This window comes from Bacillus sp. NMCN1 (assembly GCF_002998085.1).
GTDB lineage: Bacteria > Bacillota > Bacilli > Bacillales > Bacillaceae > Bacillus.
The window spans coordinates 291562-313427 of the sequence record NZ_PVQL01000003.1 but is presented as its reverse complement, the minus strand read 5'-3'; the positions used below and the strand labels follow the sequence as shown (position 1 = coordinate 313427).

18 protein-coding genes and 1 riboswitch are annotated in these 21866 nt (G+C 40.9%); of the genes, 3 read left to right on the top strand and 15 right to left on the bottom strand.

The annotated features are described in order from the left end of the window. The first annotated feature begins 28 nt into the window (after nucleotides 1-28). Nucleotides 29-598 carry a GNAT family N-acetyltransferase gene (locus tag C6W21_RS16075; RefSeq protein WP_106043486.1) on the top strand — a complete coding sequence of 190 codons (570 nt, stop codon included), beginning with the start codon at nucleotides 29-31 and terminating at the stop codon, nucleotides 596-598. A 98-nt stretch (nucleotides 599-696) separates the two neighbouring features. Further along, on the top strand, nucleotides 697-960 hold the full coding sequence (locus C6W21_RS16070; protein WP_012008971.1) for a hypothetical protein: 264 nt from the start codon (nucleotides 697-699) through the stop codon (nucleotides 958-960). Nucleotides 961-999: 39 nt separating this feature from the next. Here the strand turns inward: C6W21_RS16070 and C6W21_RS16065 are convergent, their stop codons facing one another. The 12 genes from C6W21_RS16065 to C6W21_RS16005 all read right to left on the bottom strand — a co-directional run bounded on the left by C6W21_RS16065 (nucleotide 1000) and on the right by C6W21_RS16005 (nucleotide 17704). Further along, entirely contained in the window at nucleotides 1000-1224 is a 225-nt protein-coding gene (locus C6W21_RS16065) for a hypothetical protein (protein ID WP_106051309.1), read from the bottom strand. An 82-nt stretch (nucleotides 1225-1306) separates the two neighbouring features. Continuing rightward, complete coding sequence (locus C6W21_RS16060) at nucleotides 1307-2008, bottom strand: endonuclease V (protein ID WP_106051496.1); 702 nt, start codon at nucleotides 2006-2008, stop codon at nucleotides 1307-1309. Between the two features lie 10 nt (nucleotides 2009-2018). Next, a complete protein-coding gene (locus C6W21_RS16055) occupies nucleotides 2019-2468 on the bottom strand; it encodes a toxin-antitoxin system YwqK family antitoxin (RefSeq protein ID WP_106037116.1) in 450 nt (149 codons plus the stop codon). After that, a complete protein-coding gene (locus C6W21_RS16045; protein WP_223249622.1) occupies nucleotides 2458-4203 on the bottom strand; it encodes a T7SS effector LXG polymorphic toxin in 1746 nt (581 codons plus the stop codon). Before C6W21_RS16045 ends, C6W21_RS16055 begins: the two co-directional genes overlap by 11 nt. A 196-nt stretch (nucleotides 4204-4399) precedes the next feature. Beyond that, nucleotides 4400-6121, bottom strand: coding sequence for a pyruvate oxidase (locus tag C6W21_RS16040; RefSeq protein WP_106056727.1), 1722 nt, complete (start codon nucleotides 6119-6121; stop codon nucleotides 4400-4402). A 70-nt stretch (nucleotides 6122-6191) separates the two neighbouring features. Further along, nucleotides 6192-8018, bottom strand: coding sequence for an APC family permease (locus C6W21_RS16035; RefSeq protein WP_106056725.1), 1827 nt, complete (start codon nucleotides 8016-8018; stop codon nucleotides 6192-6194). A 112-nt stretch (nucleotides 8019-8130) separates the two neighbouring features. Next, a riboswitch (cyclic di-AMP (ydaO/yuaA leader) is annotated at nucleotides 8131-8275 on the bottom strand. Between the two features lie 69 nt (nucleotides 8276-8344). Next, nucleotides 8345-10435, bottom strand: coding sequence for a cellulose biosynthesis cyclic di-GMP-binding regulatory protein BcsB (locus C6W21_RS16030; protein WP_106056723.1), 2091 nt, complete (start codon nucleotides 10433-10435; stop codon nucleotides 8345-8347). Between the two features lie 4 nt (nucleotides 10436-10439). Then, the gene (locus C6W21_RS16025; RefSeq protein ID WP_411266045.1) at nucleotides 10440-11663 is read right to left on the bottom strand and encodes a glycosyltransferase family 2 protein; all 1224 of its coding nucleotides are present in this window, start codon (nucleotides 11661-11663) and stop codon (nucleotides 10440-10442) included. A 37-nt stretch (nucleotides 11664-11700) separates the two neighbouring features. Further along, nucleotides 11701-13416 (bottom strand): DUF2334 domain-containing protein, encoded by a 1716-nt coding sequence (locus C6W21_RS16020; protein ID WP_106056719.1) that lies wholly within the window; start codon nucleotides 13414-13416, stop codon nucleotides 11701-11703. After that, nucleotides 13406-14257, bottom strand: coding sequence for a diguanylate cyclase domain-containing protein (locus C6W21_RS16015; protein WP_106051297.1), 852 nt, complete (start codon nucleotides 14255-14257; stop codon nucleotides 13406-13408). Before C6W21_RS16015 ends, C6W21_RS16020 begins: the two co-directional genes overlap by 11 nt. After that, nucleotides 14238-15320: a glycosyl hydrolase family 8 gene (locus C6W21_RS16010; RefSeq protein WP_106056717.1), complete on the bottom strand. Its 1083-nt coding sequence runs from the start codon at nucleotides 15318-15320 to the stop codon at nucleotides 14238-14240. Before C6W21_RS16010 ends, C6W21_RS16015 begins: the two co-directional genes overlap by 20 nt. Before the next feature lie 197 nt (nucleotides 15321-15517). Further along, nucleotides 15518-17704: a DNA topoisomerase III gene (locus C6W21_RS16005; protein WP_106051294.1), complete on the bottom strand. Its 2187-nt coding sequence runs from the start codon at nucleotides 17702-17704 to the stop codon at nucleotides 15518-15520. Between the two features lie 789 nt (nucleotides 17705-18493). Between C6W21_RS16005 and C6W21_RS16000 the strand changes: the two genes are divergently transcribed. Next, complete coding sequence (locus C6W21_RS16000) at nucleotides 18494-18790, top strand: DUF3817 domain-containing protein (RefSeq protein WP_008347156.1); 297 nt, start codon at nucleotides 18494-18496, stop codon at nucleotides 18788-18790. Nucleotides 18791-19554: 764 nt separating this feature from the next. Here C6W21_RS16000 and C6W21_RS19095 read toward each other — a convergent pair. The 3 genes from C6W21_RS19095 to C6W21_RS15975 all read right to left on the bottom strand — a co-directional run bounded on the left by C6W21_RS19095 (nucleotide 19555) and on the right by C6W21_RS15975 (nucleotide 21805). Further along, nucleotides 19555-19821: a hypothetical protein gene (locus C6W21_RS19095; protein WP_189318212.1), complete on the bottom strand. Its 267-nt coding sequence runs from the start codon at nucleotides 19819-19821 to the stop codon at nucleotides 19555-19557. A gap of 399 nt (nucleotides 19822-20220) precedes the next feature. After that, the gene (locus C6W21_RS15980; protein ID WP_106051287.1) at nucleotides 20221-20643 is read right to left on the bottom strand and encodes a pyridoxamine 5'-phosphate oxidase family protein; all 423 of its coding nucleotides are present in this window, start codon (nucleotides 20641-20643) and stop codon (nucleotides 20221-20223) included. Between the two features lie 292 nt (nucleotides 20644-20935). Further along, nucleotides 20936-21805, bottom strand: coding sequence for an SDR family oxidoreductase (locus tag C6W21_RS15975; RefSeq protein WP_106051284.1), 870 nt, complete (start codon nucleotides 21803-21805; stop codon nucleotides 20936-20938). Nucleotides 21806-21866 lie beyond the last annotated feature (61 nt).

Sequence of the window (21866 nt, the reverse complement as noted above, 5' to 3'; positions counted from 1 at the left end):
TAGAATTCCCCTGAGAGGATGTGGGTACATGTTTGTTTATCAGGATCAAGAGATATCCATGCGGCTGCTTGAGCCAAGAGACGCAAGAAGTCTGTATTTGCTCATCCAGCGGTCTAGAGAGCATTTACGTGAATGGATGCTTTGGGTGGATTCAACGCAGACAGAGGAAGACAGTATGGCGTTTATCCAAGGCGCCATGCAGCAAGCGATGCAGAACAACGGTTTTCAAGCTGGCATCTGGTCACATGGAGAGCTCGTTGGCATCATTGGCACCCATCAAATTCATTGGATCAATAGAACCGTTTCAATCGGCTATTGGCTCGGAGAAGGCTATCAAGGAAAAGGCATCATGACAAAAGCCTGCCAAGCGGTCATTCGCTATCTATTTGAAGAGTGCGGACTGCACCGTATTGAGATTAGGGCTGCTGTCGACAATCAGAAAAGCAGACGCATTGCAGAGCGATTATCCTTTTCGCTTGAGGGAATATTAAGGCAATGTGAATGGCTGGGCAATCGCTTTACCGATCATTGTGTGTACGCCCTTTTACAGCCTGAATATATGAAACAAAAAACGCATTCGATGAATCAACCTACTTAATTGTGTCGATTGCATGAATTATTTTACAAAGTGAAGCTTTGTAGTATCCGTTGTGATCGGCATCTGATAAAATAGAAGGAAAAATCGAGGTATGATGTATGTCTCTTATTATTTTATTTTACTTATGGATTGTCCCTTTGGTATTTGGTATTTTCTTCTCATTCCTAACAAAGAAAGCCACCTACAAACGCCGCTTTGTCCCATCCTATAGCATGATAGGACTCAGCATCGTTTTTCTCATTCTGGCACTCGTCTTTTCAGCCAGCCATTTTCTATTTATTTGCGGTATGTTCCTATTTGCCACAACCCTTGTCGGCACAGGCATCCCCTTATTCTTAGCCTTTGGAAAAACACCATCCTAAACAAAAACCACCTTTTCGCGATGGAAAGGTGGTTTCTTTTTATTGAAGAGGCATTCGGTATGTAATCGTGGCATTTGGATGTTCTTCAATCGTCTTCATCATGTCTTGAAGAATCTCGGCTGCGCGCTCATTTGAGTCATACTTGCCGAGCATCTTTGCCCAAGAAGTACTTCCCAAGATCATCCCTTCAATTTTTTTGCCGCTTACTGAGACTTCTTGGACATGAATCAGAGTTTGTTGGTTTTGTGTGAGGATCCATAGCATGGTTTATTCTCCTTTTTTGTGGTGGTTGGTGTCTTTGGTACCTTTTCAATAAAGCTATAGAATGTGTATTTTCACAATTTCTCTATTCTTTTGCTAATAATTCTTTTCGAATAGCATGAGTCTCAATATCTGCAAATCTTACAGGGGTTGGCAATCGGCTGTTCTTATCAATAAGTTTCATAACAATTTCTGTAGTTGTATCTAAATCGATCCAGTTACCACATGAAATAAAAATAGGCTTAACATTCACTCTAGTTCTGAGGGCTCTCCCATATATTTCATTATTTATAACAATATCTGTGTATTCATTTTCTTTATTTTGAGGCATGGTAAAATCTATTCCATTAATCTTCAAATAACTTTTTGCCACACCGATGGTAGGCTTATTTAAGAAAAAAGAGGCTTGGGTAGCAATACCCATATGTCTATAATGTAAATAACCATTTCCATCAAACATGTAGACATCCACTTGTTTCGTCAGCTTTTTTACTGCATCTTTGATTAATGGCATTTCACGAAAAGCAAGAAAACCTGCTATATATGGAACCCTTATTTCTCCATGGCTATGCACTTTTTCTATCACTTGTTTTTCTATCAAATCAAAGACGACGATACAACAAACACCATTTGTTTTCCCTTTAATATCAAAATAAGCTACATCTACCCCTGCAATATACCTTATGTTCTCTAGTTGAAAATTATTTTTTAATTGCACTTTAGGCAAGAGAGCGTTTTGTTCATTTTTAAATCTTTCTAATAACTCATTCATTTCCTCACTATTCATACAAACCACATTATAAATTGTTGAATTTTTCGGCATATTTCAAGTCGGATTCATTAGGTTCTGCTTTTTCCTCTAAAACATTTCCATTCTCGTCATACTTTATATAATTCATTTCTCGACCGGCAACACATTCAGATTCATACTTTTTATTTCCATTCTCAAAAAACTCAACTTGATATCCATCTGCGGCATTTTTACTTAGATGTCCTATTTTCTTGACATTTCCGTTCGGATAGAATTCAACATACTTCCCTTGTTTAACTCCTTGTTCTACATAGAAGTAACTCTCAATATTCCCGTTTTCATATATATCATAGGCTAACCCCGTAAACAGTTCTTCTTTACCATCCTCAGTGTATCTCACTATTGCTAGTTCGTAAGGTCCTCCATATTCTAAGCATTCTTCAAACTCAGTGCCATTTTCTAAAATAAAATCTTTTTGCAATATATCATTTAACATTTTTGGGAACCTCCGTGATAATTTTAGACCCATCTGTAAGGTAAGCACAATGAGGGCACCTTGGAAACATCATTCCCGCCGGTTTCACTCTACTTTGACCTGTTCTAACAACATTCAATATAAAATTATCCAAACTAGCGCCTGGGTTAGCCTTTAAGGCATTATTCAATGCGATCACCTCTGCATGTGACCCCGCACCTTTTGTAAATGTATATGAATCTATAACCTCTTTTGGCATTTTATCATATTTGGCATTTATTAAGGGGTGTAACTCTGGTAACTTTCCATCATAATCATTTATTGCATATGAGTATTTCCCAGTCTGTTTATCATAAACTCCAGCAAAGGCGGGTCCCATTTTCTTTTTGCTAATACCACTATCTTTTAATTTATTTAGTTCTTTTATCGTTTCTCCACGTAAATTAATTCTTTCATTTAATTCTTTGGAATCAATCTTCCCATATTTATTTCTCAAATAGTCGATGCGCCTTTTCTCAGTCTCTTTTATCCCCATCTTCCCATGAAACCCTTTCGCCCCAAATGGCAAAAGCATTCCCAGCGCCGCGTTCATACTCGCTTCCTGCTTTTCTTTCGAGATCTTATTCCCAAACATATCACGCCCCGTAATCGCTTCGCTGAAGCCGTTGGTGGCGGTGAGGCCATATAAGCCTTTTTGGGATGTTTTTAAGGCATCAAAGGATTTTTGCGAGGTCTTGTAGATGTCGACTGCTCGTACTGCGGCTGACGTCGCTTGAGTCGTTTTATAAACGGCTTTCCCGCCTTTGAAAATGCGGCCTGCCCAGCCGACGATTGGGATATAACCTGCTGCTGCCATGCCGCCTGCGGCGACGCGCTGTCCTGCGGTAAGTTCTTCGCCTGTGATCGGGTCAACGCCCGTTGCGGCGCGTTTTGCATCGTTCACACCAGTCAGTTCATTCACGATATTTCCACCATAATCAAGTGCTTTTTCATACCAAGGACGGTTGGCGAGTGCTTCTTGTTCCTTTGCGATCTCGCGGGCTTCCTCTTGTTCTTTTTTAATTTTGAGATATTCAGAAGTTTGCTTCTCAATATCGCTTTTTGCCTTGTAGATTTCGCTATTTTGATACGCTTTCTTGTCAAAATTCATCGGCGAAATGGCTTTTCCATCATTTGTCGCATTCATCATTTCTGCGTACAATGCCATTGTAGCTTGCTGCTCCGTCTCTGACAAAGCATATTCATCTTTTAAATTTTGATCAAGCTCTCTTAGGTCTTTTACTGTCTTTTTTCGCTCGTCTTCCGCATCTGCAATCTTTTCATCAAAGCTTTGACTATCAAATACTTCTAGAGAGATGAGGTCATCGATGTCTTGAAAAATCGTTTTGAGTGCCTTTTTTTGATCCTTTACAATACTTTTGGCGTTTTTGATTCCCATATGTACAGCGTTGTCTAAAAAGTGTTCTTCTACAAAGGTATCGCCGCCAAAATTCGTATCATCAAGTGTCCCAGAAACGCCTTCATGAAAAGCTTTCTGCTTATCAATGAAGCTGATAAACATGTCTACATTTCCAGCCAGTTCTTTGTAGAAGCTTTTAATGTTATCGGCGCCTTTTCCCGTGAATTCATCACCGAGGTTTGCCACGCCTTGAAGTGTCTTTTTTAAATCTACCATTTGTTCGCGGAGTTCTTGGTAGTGTTTTGCCCTTGCATCCATAGCATTTGTTAGTGCTTTTGCATCAAGTATCTTGCCCAGAAGAAGTCACTCCCTCCATTATTGATCATAAAGTCTATTTTACCTTTCTCAGCGAATTGGAAAAATAGGCTTTAAGTTACAAAAATAATTTCCAAATATTTTAATAGAGATGAAGGCAAGTGACAATTGAAATGATTTCCCCCTAATCATCACAAAAAAAGTCAGCCTTCTTTTCAGAAGACCGACTACCTTGTGTTTAGAAAAAGCGTTTTAAACTTTTCTTGAGTGGAGGGATATCCAGCTCACCTTTTTCAAAGAATTTTTTCAATAAATATTTACTGAAGCCTGCTGCTTGGGTGTACGTGATTTTCCCAGGTAACGGAGGTTCATTGGCGACAGCGACATCAATAATGACTGGTTTATCGGATTGAAGGGCTGTATCAAAGGCTGGAGCTAGTTCCTCATGTGATGACACGGAGATTCCTTTGCCGCCACATGCTTCTGCAAACTTAGCAAAATCAATATCCTCCAGCTCTATTCCATAATTCATGTTTCCTTTTACCTGTTGTTCATATTCAATCATTCCCAGGTTGCTGTTGTTTAAGATCACGACAACGATCGGCAGCTTATATTTTACAGCTGTCACAAAGTCTTGCATGACCATTGTGAAGCCTCCATCACCACAAACAGCAATGGCTTGTCGGTTCGGTTCATTCAACTTAGCTGAAATCGCACCAGGTAAACCGCAGCCCATTGTGGCAAGCCAGCTGGAGATAATGAAATCCTGCTGTTTCATTTCAAAATGACGTGCCATCCATACCGTCACATTACCAACATCAACTGAAAGAATGGCGTCGTCTTCAACTGCTTCTTCTAGTCTAGCAATGACTTGCTGTGGTTTAATCGGTGAAGTAGCAACGGATTTTTCCTTATCCATCTCTTTTCTCCACTTCATCATATGCTCTGTACAAGCTTCGAGAAAACCACGCTGCTCTTTATATTCAATGTAGGAAGTCAGTTCATGCAAACCACTCTTGCTGTCGCTCACGATGCCCACATCTACCGGATATCTTTTACCGATTTGGTCTGGTTTAATATCCAGTTGAATGGCTGGCGTGTCCTCTGGTAAGTAGTCTCTATATGGAAAGGAGGTGCCAAGCATAATTAAGAGATCACATTCTTCCATCGCTTCATATGCAGGCTTCGTTCCAATTTGACCTAGGTTACCTAAAAAGTATGGATGCCTGTCTGGCACAACCCCTTTTGCAGGGAGTGTGATGACGATAGGAGCAGCTGCCTTTTCTGCAAATGAAAGAAGCTCTTCTTTTGCATTTCTTAATCCTTTACCTGCTAAGATGACTGGCTTCTTCGCATTGTTAATCAGCTGAGCTGCCTTTAGCAGTTGATCTTTCTTTGGCCGTACTTCTCCTTCAACATAAAGAGGAGATGTATAGACGGGTTTACGCTTAATTTTTTGAGAAAATAAGTCATCCGATACGGTGAGAACTGCCACACCTTTATGGGTATAAGCTGCTTTGATGGCTTGATTCAATAAGTCAGGCAACGCTTCTGCTGTCTGTACCTGCTGATTAAAGACAGCGACATCGTCAAACATCCGCTCTAATTTGATTTCTTGGAATGCGTCTCTGCCTACTTCGGCCGAAGCAACCTGCCCTGCAATTGCTAAAACTGGTGCACCATCTGCTTTTGCATCATACAGTCCATTTAATAAGTGGACAGCACCCGGCCCAGCGATAGATAAGCAGACACCGAGTTTACCTGTTAGTTTAGCATCAGCTGCCGCTGAAAGTGCTGCCACTTCTTCATGTCTCGTTTGGATAAATTTTATTTGGCTTGATTCATGCCTAAGTTCTTCAATCAATTCGTTTATGCTGTCGCCGGGCATTCCATAAATATGTTTCACGCCCCACTCTTCCAGTAGCGCTGTTACTTCTTTTCCTGCGGTTCTTTGCGGCATGTGAGAAAACTCCTTTTTTCTTACTCCATACCACCGTATCCTTTTGATCAAACGTTTCAACTTGCTTCTGCTACTTTTTAAAATGATAAGGCAGGGTTGCCACCACAATATCCCGCTTCCATAATAGGCGGAATCTTAATAAAAAGGCAGATTGATTATGCAAAATGGTGTGCCATCTTTTTTTCGGGATAAATTGAGGCACGAGCACCATCACTTTATATTGATGCGCATTTGCTTTTGCCTCAATGGTTTCAAGAAATTTATCAAGCGGGTGAATGAGGCTTCGATAGGAAGAATGCAGCATCACAAGCCGTACACCGCTGTTTAGTTTTTCCCAATCCTCTTCAATTTTCTTATCCTTTTCTTTATCAAAGGATACATGAACCGCTATGACTTGATCTGACAAAGACTTTGCATATTGGACAGATTGTTCGACGACACGTGTTACACCTGCTATCGGTACGATGACCACATTCCCTTTAATCTCAACACGCTCTGTTTCATTCAATAAACGCAGTTGTTCTCCAACAGACAGGTAATGCTTTTTAATGGAATGAAAGATAAATAGAACAATAGGCATGAAAACAAATACTGGCCATACGAGATGGAACTTGGTCAAAATGAGTATCATGAAAACTGTAAAAGAAATCAGTGCTCCGACGATATTGATTGGCATTTTCGTTTTCCAGCCCTGCGGTTTTTCTCGAATCCACTTCACACACATGCCGGTCTGCGACAGGGTAAATGGAATAAACACACCGACAGCATATAGCGGGATAAGATGTTCTGTTTTTCCATCAAACAACCAGATGAGCAGCATGGAAGCTACGCCTAAAAAGATAATGCCGTTAGAGTAACCAAGCCGGTCTCCTCTTACCGTAAACATACGCGGCATATACTTATCCTTTGCTAAATTGACAGCCAATAATGGAAAGGCTGAAAAGCCGGTATTTGCTGCTAATATTAGGATTAGCGCTGTGACTGCCTGAATGACGTAATAGAAAAACGTACGTCCAAAAGTGTCTGATGCAATTTGTGATACAACTGTTTCTTCTGGCTTTGGCGAGATGCCGAAACCAAACGCAAGCAATGTGACTCCCACAAATAAAACAGCTAGTAATCCACCCATCATCAATAATGTTCTTGCTGCATTTTGAGCAGCTGGTTTTTTAAAGGATGGAATGGTATTTGAAATGGCTTCTACTCCAGTCAGAGCAGAACAGCCAGATGAAAAAGCTTTTAATAACAGAAATAATGTAATGCCTTGTACGTGTGTGCCTACCGCTGCATGCTCAGGTGCTGGCGGTACGCCGCCTGTTAACAATTTAAATCCGCCGACTCCAATTAATATCAGGAGTGAAAATACAAACAAGTAGACAGGATAAGCCAAAATAGATGCCGATTCTGTCAATCCACGAAGATTGAGCACCATAATCACGATGACCAATACAATTGAGATCAAGACATGATATGGATATAGTGCTGGAAAAGCCGATGTGATGGCATCAGTACCAGCTGATATGCTCACTGCTACAGTCAAAATATAGTCTACAAGCAATGATCCACCAGCGATCAATCCCGGTTTTTCACCTAGGTTTCTGCTAGAGACGACATATGCCCCGCCGCCTTCTGGATAAGCATAAATGATCTGGCGGTAAGATAGAATTAACGCCATTAAAAGAATTAATACACAACCTGCAATCGGGAGTGAGTACCAAAATGCTGCTGCACTAACGACAGATAGAACAATTAAGATTTGTTCTGTACCATATGCAACTGATGACAATGCGTCTGATGACAATAATGCCAACGCTTTGATTTTTGATAGTTTTTGTTCTCCTGCTGCTTGTGATTTTAATGGTTTACCAATTAAAATACGCTTCATCAAACTGTACATGTGATGCCCGCTCCTTTAGTGTCAAACGATTTAAGTTGCAAAAGATGGATCGCCAAAAAGACACAGAGGCAATAGAATGCCCCTGTGCCTATTCTTTAGATCACAGGTTGGTCTTTGCTCTCTTTAACGCTTACGAGGTTAGCTGACGGATTCGGGCGCATGAGACTTTGCCCTACCTAAAAAGGATTCACCCCACGTGGTGCTTAACACCACAATTGGTTCCCCCGCTCATCGAAATGATTCAGCGATTGGTCTTTTATAAAAGAGATCATACTCCCGTTTGACACCAAAGTAAAGAGATTTTTCCGAGGTCTTTTGACCGTTTATTAATCAGTCTTTTTGCGGTTTTTTCGTACGAAATAAACAATCATCACAACGACAAAAATGATCAAGACAGCGATACATGCAAAGTAAATCCAAGACTCACCGACGCCTTGCTTTTCATCTTTTTTAAGATCATTTGATGTGCTGTTGACTGTTTGGTGATTAGAGAACATGTCTTTGTTTTTGCTTTCTATTGCAACTGTTGCGGTCTCCGTATTTGTTTGAAGGAAACGAATCACTTCATTTGAAACATCAGCGTCAGCTTCAGTCATTCCTGCAAAAACAGTCATTGTTTGTTCTTTATTCCATACGGATGGCTGCGTCCATACAATACGAGCTGTTGTTTCGTTGATCATGCCAAATGAGGATACATCATATTGACCCTTTTTTTTCGCCGGAACGATGAGATCGTCTGCTTTTTCTTTTAAAAGAGAGAATGTCTGGATGCCCCCGATGAAAAGGAGAGAGTTCTTTTTCAATTGTTCATTTGTCACATTCGATGCTTCAATCAAATGATAGTGAGTAGCTTCCGGCTGACTAAATGATTCTGTCAGCATTGCCATTTGATTGATTGATGCTTGATTGATTTGATCTGGCATAATGATCAATGTGTTTCCTTGCTGCGTTTCTGAAGTGTAAGGAAGCGGCCATGCGGCTAAATCCGGTGTATCACTAGTTGTTCCTTCTAGTATTTGAAGAGAGCTGTCCTTGTCAATGTAAATCCAGCCTTCTTCATCCGTATGTCTGCAGGATTCCATGTTTTTAAAACCTGTTGTGACAAACTGTAAGTCCACATATTCGTTCTTTTGAAGTACTTGTGAATCTACTGGAATCGACACATGATAGAAACCATTTTCATCTTTGTTTCCTAGTTTTGTTAACGGTACGTCGTGCGGTTCGTTATTGATCATCACTGTTAGACGTTCCGCTTTGTTCGCTGGATCCGATTTTTTAAATGATAGATTTAGTTTTGCACCTGATTTTTGTTGAGCGATTAATGCTTTCGGATAATAGTAGTGATCAGATGCCGTCTTTTTGGTTCCAACTGTGACATCATCTCCGCCAAAATCTATTAAACGAATATGATGCGATGGCTTAGAAGCATTAGCTGTCACCTTTTGCAACAGCAAGTCGGTACCAGTGAGCTGAACCGTCAGTTCTGGCTGAGTCAGGACATTGATTTTTTCAGCAATTGTCTTTGGCTGCTTAGCAGTGACAAATAAAATGGGCTGTTCTTTTTTCTTTGCTGTCAGGGTTCTCACCGCTAATGTAAGTTGATTGCCTTCTGTTTTAATCCCAGCAGCTTGCTCGATCGATTTCATTCGTCCATTCCAGCTTCCTTTTGCTCCTACAGCAATGGTTGGATGCGCAATTTGCTCGACGTCCTTTTCTTGAACGAGTTTGAGGTCTGCTAGGCGGTCTTTGTTTTTCAACGTACGATATACTTTCATAGCCGCTTCTAATTCAGCCGCTTCCGGTCTATTTGGAATCACAATATCTGTTTGTTCTTTCTGATCACCTGATTGAATAAAAGGTGAAGGGAAGCTGTCTAACGTCACGTCTTTCGTTTGAGATCCTTTGAACGCCAGCTCACTTTCAGGATATACTTTCAGCCAATTGGCAGGTGTCTCTTGGTTGATACACACACCTTCTTTTAACACACCATAAAATGCGAGCTGAATTTGATGAGATCCTTTTTTCAATTGCGCTTTGTTCAATTTGATTTGAATCGATTTTTTTTGGTTTTTCCCTGAGACGGGGATTGTCTTTTCAATCTCTCCATCGATCATCACTGTGAAAGACGATGGTGAAATGAGTAATGGTGAAGCCTCTATATTTAATGTAAGAGTGCTAGACTCTACTTTTTCTTTCTCCATTTGATAGGAAAATTCAGTGCGGTCTTCTTGTCCATACAAGGTCACCACATCTTCTGATAGATGCTGCGTTTCTGTTTGAATTCCTTTTGATGAGCGAACCCAATCGTCTTTCACTTGTACTCGATTGGATTGCGCCATTGCTTGACCTGCCATGAAAAAAGGCTGAATGGCAAGGGATAGCGCTAATATAAAAATCATCCATTTGACCGATTTCAATTTGTCACCCACTTTTCTTTTGTTGTTGATCGTAACGCTCCGTTTTGTACCATTTCACTTCTTGTTTCAATAATCGGCTCTTCACCTCTACACATAAGGAGTACACGACAAGCGCAATCCATACTTGAGAATAGGTGAAGTACATGAGGACCACAATGAGAATGTTTTGTTTGGTAAGCTCTGTTTTCTCAATACTTAATGTAATCATCACTTCTGTTAGAAAGAGGAAGAAGGCTAATCCCCACAGGATCAGTTCGACAGCCCCTACAGATAAGTGAAGGTCAACAAATAGGTTCACAATAAAGATGCCATTTGAAAGCAGAACACCGAAGAAAAATAAGAAATACGTAAAGAAGAAATAAAACAAATCGAAAATCATTCGTTTTCGTTTCAGCTTCATAAACTGCCTTAAAAATTTGAGGACAACATATTGATTCCCTCTAGCCCAGCGCGTTCTTTGCCGCCACCAGACCTTCCATGTCTCAGGCTCTTGTTCCCATGTGATTGCAGCTGGGAAAAATCGAATCACATACCCAAGGTTATAGACACGGATCGTTAATTCGGTGTCCTCAGCCAGAGCATGGACATCCCAGCCGCCAAGCTCTTCTAAAATGTGCCGGCGGATGGCGAAGTTTGTGCCTGGTATTGTCGCAATCCCAAACCACTTCCATCTCCCGCCCTGCGCCATCCATTGAAAGCAGATGGTCTCAATATTTATAAATTTGGTCAGTAAATTTTTGGAAGCATTGATTACCCTGAATTTCCCGACAACAGCGCCGGCTTTTGGGTCATTTAGTAACCCAAGAACCAAATGATAGACAGCCTTTTGTTCAGGCATGTTATCTGCATCGTATACGCAAATCACTTCTCCTGTCGAAGCCTTCAAGCCTTCATTCAGCGCAGTGGATTTCCCTTTCCCTGCAAATGGCGGCTTCGTTTCAATCATATGGACATGATCATATTGCTCACTGAATGATTGCACAATATCTCCTGTGCGATCAGAGGAATTGTCATTAATCACAATGATTTCAAGGAGGTGTTTAGGATAAGATAGCTGAACCATCGCTTTTATCGTCTGCCGAATGACGACTTCTTCATTATGAGCAGGGATCAGGATACTGACGGTCGGCAGCTCTTTCCCTTGTTTTGTCCATTTAGGCAGCACTTTTTCATAGGTGAGGTAATGCTGAAAGCCGCCCTGCATGAGAAACATGTGGTATAGGAGCATGATCCAAATCAGTATTAATGAAAGATAAAATAAGACATCAGCCACCTAATTTTCTCTCCTTAAAAATTCGTTTTTTCATTGTTAGTCTTAAATACAATGTGTATAAAGCAAATGCCGCAATAAATAGCATCACCACGACTGTGAGGATTCGCAGCATATTTTCCATGCCGCTTCTTTTGACTGTTTTTGTTTCGGCTATGTTGGATTGCTCTACTTGAATATGTCCATTCCCTGATGTTTCGATTTTTACATGTGCAGTTTGGACCGTCTGTTTTGTTTTCTTTAAATCCAGCCATTCGCTAGAAGGGATTGCCTCCATCTGTGTCATCAGCTGCTGTAATCCGGCTATTCCTGATTCCACATCATAGGACAGCCCAATTGCGGCTGATTGCAGATGCTGCACGGATTGAATCGTCTGTTCAGTTAAAACATTTGAACCTTCTTGGTCAGACGCTGTCTCAACTTGCCGCTGAGGATATAGGGTCATGCCATGTAACATGGCAGGAGACGTCACCAGCGGCGATGCACCGACTGTTTTCCAAGTACGGTCTGACAGCTGCACCTGTCCAAATAGACTGGAAACATGCCTTGAAATCACTTCATAACCTTGTTGAGATATGGCATCATGCGGCACCTCGAACGCAAGAGAATATAGACCTTGCTGGGCAAGAAGCTCAATGCCCTTTGTCAGTTTTTCTTCTGTATAGGCGATTTCTTGCTGCTGATTCGATTTGGTATACGTATGAAAGTCTTTTTCATTTGGGAATTGGCTTTCACTTCTCTTCTTCTCGGCTTTTTTTGGTTCATTTGACGTAATGGGCTGATCATACTTTGCATCCCAGAACTCAAAGCCCTGACCAGATTCCTCCGTTCGATACGTACGGCTAAAGCCATGAAGAATGATACTCGCTCCATTGCCTTGCAATTGTTTTAACACATTCACGAGCTTCGGGCGGTCACTCAGTGTGACTTCATCACCTGTTTCTCGATCCATCCAAACAGGGGTCACTGCGATCTGAAAAGGAATATGCCGTGCGGATACGTATTGTCCAAGTTCAAGCAGCTTTTTCTCGTCACTTGCTGGACTGATGTTCCCGAGCATTAAGTATTTTGTCGTCATTTGCACAGAAGATGGCATGTATTTTTCTAGCACTTCTGCAAGAAGCTTGTTGTGCTGCACGACATCTAAGATTCCGATATATGCCGCACCTTCTTTTGTTTGAACCACAAATGGCAAATCAGATTGACGTTTTTTTACTAGAAATTCATTTTGCAAGTCTGCCCCTCGAACCGTTAACGCACTGATACTTCTCTCTAGCTGACGGTATGTCTGATCATGTGTATGTTTCATTTGACTGGTATGATCTTGTTTGTGAAAAGTAAGCTTGGAGAATGGGCGAAGCTGTTCCGCATTGTATCCAATAGCGATGACCTGCTGTGATTCGTTCATCGCACGAATGGTTTGTTTTGGCAAGGCTCTCTTTATTTCACCGAGATAAATGACTTGCTGAAATTCATTGATCCTCTTTTCAGCCAAATGTTCATCGGATACAATCGTCGTCTGTTTGGAAAAATGACCGGCGAGTAGATCCAGCATATGAACGGCTGGAGTCACTTCCCCCGATGGTGTGGAATAAACGATCAGGGTTTTTGGCTGCGTGACAAGAGCATCGGCTGAAGCCATGTGTTTAAACGAAAGAATCGAAAAAAGCGCGATCATCAAACAACATTTCATCAAAGAATTAAAGTTCATTCATCATCATCTCGTTTTCTAGTTCTTCTAAAAACTGCTCTGGCGTACGATAATCCGAGCTGCTTGTTAAATGACAGACATGAAATGTCAAGGTCACTTCACGACCGTTTAACAGGACATGCGGTTGCAGTTTATCCTTTAGCTTATCAAGGACAACTGACACGTTTTCTTCTGGTGTGTGAGTTAACAGCAAGCCCATTCGCTCCTCGGATAATCGAAATTTCTTATCGGTTTCTCTTACGCTTTCGCGGATCTTGAGACTTAATTGCTTAAATAGGTGCTGCATTTCTTTTTCTCCATATAATGATTTGAATTCCGCCACGTAATTCATATGAAGAAGGATAAAGACAAATGGCTGTTTGTACCGTTCTGCCCGTTTCATTTCCTCGGACAATTCGAGCTTCATCCGCTCAGCATTGTCAAATCCTGTTGTCGAGTCAATCGCCACAAATTGTTTGATGGCCTGCTTTTGTTGTTCAATGGTGTGACGCAGCATCTTGATCCGTTCATGCAAGCTTCCCGCTGAAATAGCGAAAAAAAGAAGGGCTACGCCCCAAATCACCACATCTTGCAATGTTTGATTTGAAAAAAGGGGATTTTCATGGCGAATCTCTGTAAAGAACATGGTGCTTCCTATAAAAAACAAAATAAGCAAGGTAAAAATTAATGCTGGTAGGATACCAAATAAAATACCGCAGCCTAACACGACAAATGTTAGTGCGATGATCATAAAGCTCTCCGCATCTTGTACGTTGAGGTAGCCCATAAACAAAATAAGGCCTGCAAACGTGAGGAGCAGAGAATAGTACAAGCGATACGTGTTACTGAACAACCGATTCATTTAGAAGCTCCCTTTCTGCAATCAGAGGCAATAAGTTATCAAATGAGTGTGTGTCTTTTTCGTTCATATATCCTCCGTAATAAGGCTTGAGAGGATCTTGGGTTTGTAATTCTTTCATGCGGTGATAGACTACCTTTGCAAATTCAAGCTCGTTTTGTTTAAGGGCATACAATATGACGAGTGCATATACCGAAGGCGATTCATACGTCACAGATGGCTTTAATGTGATCAGCTTATATCTCCCGTACAGTTTTCCTTCTTGTTTAAAAGTCGTTTTAAGCCATTTCATGATCGCGGACGTATTAACCTTTGCATGATGGGCATGTAAAGCTGTATAAAGTTGATCGATCATATTGATTTCTCGATCAAATGAATAGGTTTTTTTCTTTATGTCATAGGATTTAGGAAAGAATCCTTTTTTTCTCGGTGCTTGTTTTAGAATGGTTAATTGGTTACTGGTCATTTGTTTCGTGAATATTTGGAGGGATTCCAATTCTTTGATTGCTTTTGGGTCTATATAAGAGAGTGTGATTGTGTGTGAAGGTCGATTTGTTGATGCATCATAATAATCGGACAATATGCCTTTGAACATGTTTTTTTCTTTTAACGCTTGAGCGATTTCCTTTGCTGTCGTTTGATACGCTGACTTCTTCCACAAACGATTTGCCTTTTGAAGTGCCGCCACTACACGTAAATCATCAACTAAAGCATTGGCCTTACTTTTTTGATCAGATTCAATTTGCCAGCTGAGAAGATGATCGTCTAGTAAAAATTGATCTTGCAGAACACCAAATTGTTGGTCAAATGAATTTTGATCTTTTTTTCGAACAAGATAATCCATCCAAAGTCCAAGTGATTCAGATAAGTAGATGTGCTGCTCTGCAAAAGAGGTGCGAATCAAGCCTTGATCTGTCATTAAGTGGTGAGTGATAAAATATTCTCCAGGCAATACGGGCTGTGGTGATACTGGATCAGCTGATTCTTTCTGCTGTTCCCAGGTACATCCGCCTAGTAGAATGACAATGAGTAAAACAATTGCTGTACGATATATGCGTGTATGCATTCGTGTCCCCTTTCAACTCCGCGTTCTCTAAGCATCTAACGGTTTATTATAGAGCGTTTTTGTTTAAATTTAAATAAATATTTTATACCAATTTACGAGTCTTTTCGCACATTTATTCCCATTTTCAGAAAAACAATATGTCTATATGCATGCGAACACTGAAAAACCCATGCGTTTCCGCATGGGTTTTTATAGAACTATTGATCTAATTTTAATTTCTTTAATTGTTCAGCTAGTGCGTTATTAATTGGTTCTTCCACTTTCTTTTGTTTCTTCATATATTTAGACACATCGTGCTTACTGGCTTTCTTTTGATTGGATTGAGATTTACGTTTTTCGAAGACAGACAGCTTTTCTCTATGGCCGCATACACAAGCAAAGATTTTGCCATCGCCTTCTCCGCGCAGCTCGAGCTTTTTATGACAGTTCGGGCAGCGGGCGTTTGTTTTCTTCGCCACATTTTTACGGTGGCCGCATTCCCGGTCCTGACAGACGAGCATCGTCCCATGTTTTCCATTCACTTTCAGCATCAGCTTTCCGCAGTCAGGACAATGGGTGCCAGTGACATTGTCATGCTTAAAAGTCTGGTTCGTCTGTTTGATTTCAGATACGGCTTGTTTGGCATACGATTTCATTTCACTCATGAATTGAGAAGCTTTCAATTGCCCTTTTGCGATTTTAGAAAGCTTTTGTTCCCATTCCGCTGTTAATGCAGGAGACTTTAAGTCTTCAGGCACTAACGAGAGCAGCTGCTTTCCTTTCGATGTGATGAATATATCTTTGCCCTTTTTCTCGATTAAGAAGCTATTGAACAGCTTTTCAATAATATCAGCTCTTGTAGCTACTGTCCCTAGACCACCTGTTTCACCAAGGGTTTTCAATAAGTCCTTTTCCTCGTTCTGCATAAATGCCGCTGGGTTTTCCATAGCAGATAATAGGGTCGCTTCATTAAAACGTGCAGGAGGTTTCGTTTCTCCTCTTGTTTCTTTCAGCTGTCGTACGTCTAGTGACTGTCCTTCTGAAAGCAGCGGCAAATGTTGATCTGCCTCGGCTGATTCCTCTTCTTCATAGGAATCATCGTACACGGCTTTCCAGCCAGCTGATTGCACGGTTTTCCCTTTTGCTGTGAATGTTTCACTGCCTATCTTGGCAATAACCGTTGTTTCTTCGTACTCAAAAGGATTCATGAGTACCGCAAGGAAGCGTTTGGCAATGAGGTCATATAATTTACGCTCTTTATCACTTAATGCACCTGGATACAGCTCTTCCTCGGTTGGAATGATCGCATGGTGATCTGACACTTTTGCATCATTGACGAAGCCTTTGTGCGCTTTCACACCTGATTGTAAAATCCGGTTCACATGCTGTGCGTACGGTCTGACGTTCATTCCTTTTAAACGATCTTTTAATGTAGGAACGATATCCGCTGAAATAAAGCGTGAATCTGTACGTGGATATGTCACGAGCTTATGCTGCTCATACAATCGCTGAAGCGTAGATAATGTTTCTTTGGCTGAGAAGCCATAGCGTTTATGCGCATCACGCTGCAATTCAGTCAGATCGTACAGCCCCGGTGCAAAAGCTTTTTTCGCTGTTTTTTTCAACGCATCAACCACTGCTGGTTTTCCTTTGCATGCTGCCAAGCGCTCTTTGATCACATTCTCTTGGAATGTGCGGTTTTGCTTTGATTTGGCATCCTGCCAGGTCAAAGTAAGTCCATCTACTTGTGCAGTCAGTCCATAGAACGGCTTCGGCTGAAATTGCTGAATGTCTTCTTCTCGTTTGGCGATCATGGCAATCGTTGGTGTTTGTACCCGTCCGCAGGAAAGCTGTGCATTGAACTTGGTCGTCAGCGCTCTCGTTGCGTTGATGCCGACAATCCAGTCTGCCTCTGCTCGTGCAACCGCTGAGCGATAAAGGTTATCGTATTCTCTGCCGTCTTTTAATCGTTTGAAGCCTTCTTGAATGGCTTTGTCCGTGACAGATGAGATCCATAGTCGTTTCAAGGGCTTTTTCACATGTGCTTTTTCAAGAATCCATCGTGCGACAAGCTCCCCTTCACGTCCAGCATCTGTTGCAATGACAATGTCTTTGACATCTTTTCTCGCAAGCTGCGCTTTCACTGCTTGAAATTGTTTGCCTGTCTTTTTCATCACCACAAGCTTGAGCGGCTCTGGAATGATTGGTAAATCCTCTAAACGCCAGGATTGAAATTCTTTTCCGTAGCCTTCTGGATCAGCCAGTGTGACCAAATGGCCAAGCGCCCACGTCACAATGTATTGATCTCCTTCTAAAAAGCCATTTCCTTTTTTATGACACTTCAGCACACGCGCAAGGTCACGTCCTACTGAAGGTTTCTCTGCTAATACAACTGTTTTTGACACTAGATTTCACATCTCTTTCTTCTATCCATCCTTTTATTATAGCAGACGTGGAGATGCGGTTCTAATGCGGGAACATAAATTAGAAATGGAGCCGAAACAGCTAGGTTTGAGTGCCGCATAAGCAACAATTTGTCAAATTTCCGATCCAGATATATGTTATAGGCATTTAAAAAAACACCTCTGTATTCAAAAAGGTGTTTAGGTGTCCAAATTTTTTCGAGGCTTAAAGCTTAACTCACAGTCTTTGCAGTACAAGTAACTAACGATTCTTTCCCTTAAACCAGACAAGTAAATAAATATGATGACAAACAAAACAATTCCAAGCGTCTCTTTAATAAAAGGGATAAACACTATCCTTGTTATAATATAAGGGATATAGAAAGAAATACCTAACATGAGAAAGACAGAAACACAACCTGCACTTCTTACTCTCTTTCCCACACGGTTACTATTACATCTAGGGCACCTTTGCCATTCCATAAAAACAACCTTCTTTCCAAATTTATGTATAATTTATCATATCATGAAATATATACCTTTTTTGGATAATCTTATTGTTTACGATTAAGAAAGTGAAGGATATTAATAAGAACAAAAAATCTAACTTTTATGGTCTAGCTCGATTCATTTAATCAAATAATCTTTAGAATCTAGAAACGCAGCATCATTCCCATTTTTTAAGCATTACATGAACATATTTTGAATTTTTCGTAGATTTTAGCATGTCCAGACGATCTTTCGTTTATATTAGAAGATGAGAAACTAGCTTTTATACAGGAGGATTTGTATATGCATACAAGTATTAGCCGTCTTCGACAGGCGGGTTTTATTGAGGGTATGTCTCTTTTAACCCTTCTTTTAATTGCCATGCCTCTGAAATATTTTGCGGATATTCCGATGGCAGTCACCATTGTAGGCTCTCTTCATGGCGCATTGTTTGTCATCTATATGCTTATTTTGGCATATGTGACCTTTAAGGTTCGCTGGCATTTGAAATGGTCGATCGCCGGTTTTTTTGCGGCGTTCATTCCTTTCGGCAACTTCGCCTATGATAAGGTGCTCCGCCAGTATGATACTAAAGCTTAATCAAAAATGGCTAAAACGAAATTCGTTTTAGCCATTTTTCTACACGCTGAATCCTTCCATTTCTCCTGTAAACACGAGCCGTCCATTCCATTGATATGTATTCGTTTTTAAAAACGAGGGTATCTGTAGATTTTGCTTGTTACTTTTCCATCCGACAAATCATCTTGGTAATGATCCCACTCCATGAAACCGATAATGATCGCTGGAATAAAGAAGACAATATACCTGAGGAAAATTGGTCTTCTTTTCGCTTGATCGGTTCCTTTATCTTATACGTCAGTGCAGCGAGAATGTTTCATGCTAGAAGAATACCATTCCAGCCTTTGAGTTCCATATTTTACAAACTTTGTTGTTCGCGATAAAATCCAATCAGATTCAAAAAAGGAATTTTTCTCATTGGATAAGCTATCTTCTATCTTTCTAGCGGCTTGGCTGCGTGTTCCTCGTTGGTTCAAGCAATGGGTGCTCGTATCCATTTCCATTTTCTTTTTTTATATGTGTTTTGTAAAGGGGCTGACTAGCTGGCATACCTTGCCGCCCATCACTTTGCTATCATGTGTCATCGGTTCCTTCTTCATTTGGCTGTTATGGCTAAAAGGTCAAAAAAATAAATGAAATGAGGAAAATCATGAAAGAATCCATCAGTTATTTTGCTATCTCTTTTGTTCTGCAATGGGTTTGGTTTGGCATTGTGCACCCTAATAGAGGCGTGACACTCTTGGACATGTTCATTTTTTCTATTTTGTTTGCGGTGATGTTCTTTTTTATCCAAAAAATTTGGCGCTATCAGAAGAAAGGGCGAAGTGAGTGATGATGAAGCTCGCCTTATTCACTGTTGTCACCTGTGCATTCATTGGCCTATTTTTGATGTCGAAGCCTTTTGAGGCGGACGCAATGCGTTTGGTTTTTACTTTCACCTTTCCTGTTCTTGGACTGATTGGTTTCGGGATTTTATTGTTTAACCCAATGAAAAAGGCTGCCAAATAGATGGCAGCCTTTTCCTTGCTCTTTTCATGCAAATAAATAATCAATGTGTGATCTCCGTTACGGAGTGTATGAATTAAGATTCGATCATATCAGTGTGTCATATGTGTTCCGAGTGAACCTACGTTTGAAAGTAAACGCCATGGAAGTTCTGGATAACAAGACAACGAAAGCCCTACCTCTCATTCGTCCTTACGGCTCCGAAGCCGTGCCAGTGTGAATTGTAAATCAAAACGTCTTTTTTCCACTCTTCCGCTTTTATAGGGGGCGGGTGCAGAAGGAAAAGAATAAGTTTGTTCGCTTTGACAGCGTCTCGTTCTTATCAAGTAGAAGCTCTATTGCTTCTCATTATGTCATAGAAAAAAGAAAGTTTACTTTCTTTATTTATTTGCTTATTTCAACACTTAAGATCAAACTATAACACATTCCCCCTGCTTACGCAAGTGTTAAAGTGATAATTCTGCTGGAGTGCGGCTTCCTTCATTCATGTAGCGAATGGAGGTTGGATCAATCTTCAGAATCACTAGGTTCGGATCATCTTTTCCTTTAAACCATTTCTCCATCTCCTCAGACCAAAGGCGGTCGATCAGTTCTGGATCATCGGTTAATGTTGCGGTACCTACGATTTCTGCATATGTGTCACCGAAACCTTCACCTGAATAACCAATGAGAATATGGACATTCGGGTTTTTTTCAATTTCGTCTGCTTTATGTGTTTCTTTGCTTGTTGGTGTATATAATGTCAGCCCTTCATGGAAAAAAGTCATGTAGCGGGTATGCGGCTTATCCTGTTCAACGGTCGCTAGTGTTCCGACCTTTTGTTCATCTAATAGGCTGAGTACCTTTTGTTTTAATTCTTCTTGTGACATATCGTTTCACTCCTTCAAATTTCATCCGTACTCTTAGGTTTCCACGACAATCCATTCATTAAACAAAGAAATGTGTTTTTCATAAAAAGAGATCTTCTGGCTGATGCTATAGAAAACAGGCTCATTGAAGGGAGAAGTTGAACATGCATCATGAAACGATGTTCCATTTGAGTTCACTTGTCATTGCGGCAGTTGTTGTGGGCATTATCGTATGGTCTGTCTCATCTGTGCAGAAGAATCGCAAGAAATACTAAACACACCGCCCAATCAAAGCTGGGCAGTGCGCTATTGATCATGTATTCATAAAGGAACCGCCGTTGACGTGAAGTGTTTGCCCGGTCATATAAGACGATTCGTCAGAAGCAAGCAGCACATAGCAGCCGACATGCTCTACAGGCTGTCCTGGTCTTCCCATTGGGGTTTCTGCCCCGAAGCTTTCCACACTATCCTCATCAAATGTAGATGGAATGAGCGGCGTCCATATTGGACCTGGCGCTACACCGTTCACCCGAATCCCATCTTTCACAAGCGACTGTGCCATAGAACGCGTAAAGCCGTTGATAGCCCCTTTTGTCGCCGTATAATCAATCAGCACTTTGTTGCCTCGATATGGGTTAATGGATGTTGTATTAATAATTGAACTTCCCGGTTTTAAGTAATCCAGTGCTTTCTTCGTAAAATAAAAATAGGAATAGAAGTTGGTTCTAAAGGTTTGGTGAAGCTGTTCACTAGAAATATCTTGAATCCGTTCTTTCGGATGCTGTTCAGCCGCATTATTTACTAAAATATCTAATTGCCCAAAGGCTTCAACTGTTTTTTCTACCGCTTTCTCGCAAAAGGCTTCGTCACCGACATCTCCTGCAATCGTTAAACATTGAACGCCTTCCTGTTCTACGCGCTTTTGCGTATCCTTTGCATCCTCATGTTCATTTAAGTACACAATGGCGACGTGTGCACCTTCTTTTGCATAGGCAACAGATACTGCACGTCCAATTCCACTATCTCCGCCTGTAATCAGTGCGACTTTCCCTTTGAGCTTGCCAGACCCTTGATATGATTCATCCTCAAAGATCGGCGCAGGATTCATCTCTCTTTCACTGCCTGGCTGCTGATCCTGTGTTTGACGCGGAATGCCATTTGTTAAATATTCACGTAAATCCATGTGTAAGCTCCTCCTTGATTTATTGATGTACCCTTTCATTACCACCTCATTTTTTCACTCA

Bases quoted from the DNA above. Each gene is read 5' to 3' on its own strand.
- C6W21_RS16075 (WP_106043486.1), top strand. From the start codon at position 29: ATGTTTGTTTATCAGGATCAAGAGATATCCATGCGGCTGCTTGAGCCA.
- C6W21_RS16070 (WP_012008971.1), top strand. From the start codon at position 697: ATGTCTCTTATTATTTTATTTTACTTATGGATTGTCCCTTTGGTATTT.
- C6W21_RS16065 (WP_106051309.1), bottom strand. From the start codon at position 1,224: ATGCTATGGATCCTCACACAAAACCAACAAACTCTGATTCATGTCCAA.
- C6W21_RS16060 (WP_106051496.1), bottom strand. From the start codon at position 2,008: ATGAATAGTGAGGAAATGAATGAGTTATTAGAAAGATTTAAAAATGAA.
- C6W21_RS16055 (WP_106037116.1), bottom strand. From the start codon at position 2,468: ATGTTAAATGATATATTGCAAAAAGATTTTATTTTAGAAAATGGCACT.
- C6W21_RS16040 (WP_106056727.1), bottom strand. From the start codon at position 6,121: ATGCCGCAAAGAACCGCAGGAAAAGAAGTAACAGCGCTACTGGAAGAG.
- C6W21_RS16035 (WP_106056725.1), bottom strand. From the start codon at position 8,018: ATGTACAGTTTGATGAAGCGTATTTTAATTGGTAAACCATTAAAATCA.
- C6W21_RS16025 (WP_411266045.1), bottom strand. From the start codon at position 11,663: ATGCTCCTATACCACATGTTTCTCATGCAGGGCGGCTTTCAGCATTAC.
- C6W21_RS16020 (WP_106056719.1), bottom strand. From the start codon at position 13,416: ATGAACTTTAATTCTTTGATGAAATGTTGTTTGATGATCGCGCTTTTT.
- C6W21_RS16015 (WP_106051297.1), bottom strand. From the start codon at position 14,257: ATGAATCGGTTGTTCAGTAACACGTATCGCTTGTACTATTCTCTGCTC.
- C6W21_RS16010 (WP_106056717.1), bottom strand. From the start codon at position 15,320: ATGCATACACGCATATATCGTACAGCAATTGTTTTACTCATTGTCATT.
- C6W21_RS16000 (WP_008347156.1), top strand. From the start codon at position 18,494: ATGCATACAAGTATTAGCCGTCTTCGACAGGCGGGTTTTATTGAGGGT.
- C6W21_RS15980 (WP_106051287.1), bottom strand. From the start codon at position 20,643: ATGTCACAAGAAGAATTAAAACAAAAGGTACTCAGCCTATTAGATGAA.
- C6W21_RS15975 (WP_106051284.1), bottom strand. From the start codon at position 21,805: ATGGATTTACGTGAATATTTAACAAATGGCATTCCGCGTCAAACACAG.